This window comes from Colwellia sp. TT2012, from assembly GCF_001440345.1.
Lineage (GTDB): Bacteria > Pseudomonadota > Gammaproteobacteria > Enterobacterales > Alteromonadaceae > Colwellia.
In genome coordinates, this window is sequence record NZ_LJYX01000067.1 from 1 (window position 1) to 1112 (window position 1112).

A 1112-nucleotide genomic window follows, 5' to 3' on the forward strand; every position below is an offset into this window, starting at 1 on the left:
GCTTCGACCTGGGCTTCCTTGGGCTCACCCTTGAAATACTCATAAACCTGCGGCTGATAGCTTTCCCATTGATACAGGGGCTTGGGTGCCGTCTGGCACCCTGCAACCAGCGCGGTTGCTGTCAGCATCAGCGATAACTTCACTGCCTTGCTCATCCGTGTACTGCTCCTTGAAAACACGTGAATCAGTTACGCGGGTTCCAGGCGCCGGCGTTGATGCCGTCGACCAGGCGATTGATCGCTTCGCGCATGGCCAGGTCCAAGACCTTGCCATTGAGGGTGGAGTCGTAGCTGGCGGTGCCGCCAAAGCCCACTACTTCACGGTTCGACAGCGCGTATTCACCGGCGCCCTGGGTGGAGTACACCACTTCGGAGGTGCTGATGTTGACGATGTTCAGGTTGATCTTGGCGTAGGCCACCTGGGTCTTGCCACGGCCGAGGATGCCGAACAGTTGGCGGTCGCCGGTTTCTTTGCGGCCGAACTCGGTCACATCGCCGGTCACGACGAAGTCAGCGCCCTTGAGCTTCTGCGCAGTGCCTTTGATTTTCGCTTCCTGGGAGATTTCGCCCATGTTGTCGCGGTCCAGCACGCTGAAGCGGTTGGTCTGCTGCAAGTGGGTGATCAGGATGGTCTTGGCCTGGCCACCAAGGCGGTCCACGCCGTCGGAGAAGATCCCGCGCATGTAGCTGGAGCGGTTATCGAACTTGCCCACGGCGATCGGCACACGTACGCCCGAATAGACAACGCTGGCGCTGGCGACTTTTTCGATCGGCAGTGCGCGGGAGCTTTCGGTGGCGCAACCGGCCAGCGCCAGCAGCGCTGCGCCGGCAAAGCCTGACAGCAGGATTTTTGAGAGTGATTTCACGTAGTGCTCCTAAGTGGTAAATCGAGGCCGCAGGTAACGCTATCGCGATGGAATACCGCGCAGATCGTCAACGATAAAACGGCTAAGCGCGCCGGTGTAGAAGGTCTCTACATTCGAGTTGCCGCTGTTGGTCAGCACCCCGGCCATGGTTTTCATGTTCTGCCAGTCGCCCTTGTACCCAGATGGCATCAGCCCTTGGCGAGCCTGGGAAAAATGCAGCACCTGGGCATCGGCCTTCTTGACCTTG

Annotated in this window: 2 protein-coding genes; both read right to left on the minus strand. The window is 59.3% G+C overall.

Annotated features, from left to right (window positions below; translation table 11 throughout):
• Positions 1–184: 184 nt before the first annotated feature.
• Positions 185–865 carry a CsgG/HfaB family protein gene (locus ASU03_RS20165; protein WP_082627355.1) on the minus strand — a complete coding sequence of 227 codons (681 nt, stop codon included), beginning with the start codon at positions 863–865 and terminating at the stop codon, positions 185–187.
• Between the two features lie 39 nt (positions 866–904).
• On the minus strand, positions 905–1112 hold a 208-nt coding region (locus ASU03_RS21200; protein WP_197411287.1), incomplete at its 5' end, for a hypothetical protein.